General features: G+C 74.8%; 3 protein-coding genes. All 3 read left to right on the plus strand.

Annotation, left to right across the window (positions count from 1 at the left end; translation table 11 throughout):
• On the plus strand, positions 1-648 hold a 648-nt coding region (locus tag AB0K21_RS03915), incomplete at its 5' end, for a membrane dipeptidase (protein WP_364147634.1).
• A gap of 11 nt (positions 649-659) precedes the next feature.
• A complete protein-coding gene (locus tag AB0K21_RS03920) occupies positions 660-1,862 on the plus strand; it encodes a M20 family metallopeptidase (protein ID WP_364147637.1) in 1,203 nt (400 codons plus the stop codon).
• On the plus strand, positions 1,859-2,638 hold the full coding sequence (locus AB0K21_RS03925) for a GNAT family N-acetyltransferase (protein WP_364147640.1): 780 nt from the start codon (positions 1,859-1,861) through the stop codon (positions 2,636-2,638). Before AB0K21_RS03920 ends, AB0K21_RS03925 begins: the two co-directional genes overlap by 4 nt.
• Positions 2,639-2,751 lie beyond the last annotated feature (113 nt).

Genomic DNA, 2,751 nt, shown 5'->3' on the forward strand with positions numbered 1-2,751 from the left:
GGCGTGCGGATCGCCTCGATCGCGCACTGGGGCCGTACCGCGCTGGCCGACGGCAGCGGCGAGGACGCCACCGGCAGCAGGCTCACCGCGGCGGGGGTGCAGACTCTCGGTGAGATGGAACGGCTCGGCATGATCTTCGACATCTCCCACCTGGGCGCCTCGGGGGTGGAGCACGTGCTGGAGCTGGCGAGCAGGCCGGTGCTGGCGACCCACTCCTCGGCCCGCGCGCTGCGCGACCACCACCGCAACCTGACCGACGAGCAGATCCGCGCGGTCGCCGCCACCGGCGGCGTGGTCTGCGTCAACTTCGTGCCGAGCTTCCTTTCCGCGGACCCCGCGGAGTTCACCGTGGACCGGCTGGTGGACCACATCGAGCACATCGCGCGGGTCGGCGGGATCGACCACGTCGGCCTCGGCCCCGACTTCGTCCGCGAGGTGCTGACCGACGTCACGCCGCCGTGCTGCGAGGATCTCGGATACGGCGAGGTCGACCCCCTGGCCGTCCTGCCCGGACTGTCCGGCCCGAGCGGCCTGCCCCTGGTCACCGGGGCGCTGGCCGGTCGGGGCATCCCGGAGGAGGACATCCTCAAGATCCTCGGCGGCAACGTCCTGCGGCTGTTCCGCGCGGAACTGGGGCGACCACGGTGAACCTGGACGTCATGCTTGAGGATCTGGAGGAGCTCGTCGCGTGCGAGTCGTTCTCCGCCGACCACGAGGCGGTGGCCCGTAGCGCCAAGGTGGTCGCCGACCAGGGGTTCAGGAGGCTCGGCGCACGCCCCGAGACGATCGTGATCGGCGGGGTCACCCATCTGCGGTGGACCTTCGGCACGCCCCGGGTCCTGCTGGTCGGCCACCACGACACGGTCTGGCCGCTCGGGACGCTGGCCGAGCGGCCCTGGTCGGTGACCGGCGGGGTCGCCCGGGGACCGGGGGTGTTCGACATGAAGGCCGGGCTGGTGCAGGCGTTTCACGCACTGGCCGCGCTGCCGTCGCCGGACGGGGTGTGCGTGCTGGTCACCGGTGACGAGGAGGTCGGTTCACCGTCCTCACGTGCGCTGATCGAGGAGTCCGCGCGCGGCCGGGTGGCCGCGTTCGTGCTGGAGGCGAGCGCCGACGGCGGAGCGCTCAAGACGGCGCGCAAGGGGACGTCGATCTACGAGCTCGTGGTGCGCGGGACGGCCGCGCACGCCGGTCTGGAACCCGAGAGGGGAGCCAACGCCGGGATCGAGCTGGCCCACCAGATCCTCGCCGTCGCCGGGATCGCCGACCAGGTGAACGGCGGTCCTTCCGGCGTGCCGGCGGCGGAGACGTCGCCCGGACCGGCCCTCTCCCCGGGCCGGTGGCCGGGCTCCGCGACGCCGGGGACGCCCTCAGGCCCGGCGGCGCCCGGCGGACCCGCCGGCCTGGGCCCGGCCACCGTCACGCCCACGGTGCTGTCGGCGGGGACCACGGTCAACACCGTGCCCGCGCTGGCCCGCGTCTCGGTGGACGTGCGGGTGCCCACCCGCACCGCGCAGGAGCGGGTGGACGAGCTGATGAGGGCCCTGTCCCCCCGGATCGCCGGGACCCGGCTGGAGGTGATCGGCGGCCCGAACCGCCCTCCCCTGGAGGAGGCCGCATCGGCCGGGCTGTTCGCCCTCGCCCAGCGGATCGCCGCCGACCTCGGGCTCGCCCCGCTCTGCGGCGTCGGAGTGGGCGGAGCCTCCGACGGCAACTACACCGCCGGAGTCGGCTGCCCCACCCTCGACGGGCTGGGCGCGGTGGGCGGCGGCGCGCACGCAGACAGTGAGCACGTGGTCGTGGCCGAGATGCCCGGCCGTACCGCGCTGCTGACCGGCCTGGTCCGGGCGATGCTCAGGTGAACGGCCTGGTACTGCGCGAGCTCCGCTCCATCGAGGAGCTGGAGGAGGTCTTCCGGCTGTTCGACGGCATCTGGCACCCCGACCCCGGCGGCGAGCCCATCACCGTCGAGCTCATGCGGGCGCTGGCGCACACGGGCAACTACGTGACCGGCGCCTACCGGGGCGGCCGCCTGGTGGGCGCCTCGGTCGGCTTCCTCGCGGCCCCGGCCGGGCAGGTGCTGCACTCGCACGTCACCGGCGCCGCCATCGGGCACGGGATCGGATTCGCGCTCAAACTGCACCAGCGCGGCTGGGCACTCGACCGGGGCCTGGATCGCATCACCTGGACCTACGACCCGCTGGTACGCCGTAACTCCCATTTCAACCTGGTCAAACTCGGCGCCCGCCCCGAGGAGTACCTGCGGTCCTTCTACGGCGTCATGGGGGACGCGATCAACACCGGCGACGAGTCCGACCGGATGCTCGCCGTCTGGCGGCTGACCGAGTCACGGGTGATCGCCGCCGTACGAGGCGAGCCGTGCCGGCCCGAGATCCCGCCGGACGCGGTGACCGCCCTGGCCGAGCGCGACGGCCGCCCGGTCGCCGGCCGGACCGACGCCCGGACGCTGCTGGTCGCGGTCCCGCCCGACATCGAGGCGCTACGCCGCACCGACCCCGGCACGGCCAGGACATGGCGGCACGCGGTGCGCGACGTGCTGGGCGCGCTGATGGGGGAAGGTGCCCGGGTGACCGGGTTCAGCGGCGAGGGCCACTACATCGTGGAACGGACCGTATGACCGCCCTGACCGGCGAGACCACCGGGAGCCGGCCGCCCGGCCGCCCCCCGCGCCCCGGGGGCCGGGGGGGCGGCCGGCCCGGGCGGGCGCGGGGGCGCGGCGCGGGCCCCGCG

The organism is Streptosporangium sp. NPDC049248 (assembly GCF_040678965.1).
In the GTDB taxonomy this organism is placed as follows: Bacteria; Actinomycetota; Actinomycetes; order Streptosporangiales; family Streptosporangiaceae; genus Streptosporangium; species Streptosporangium fukuiense.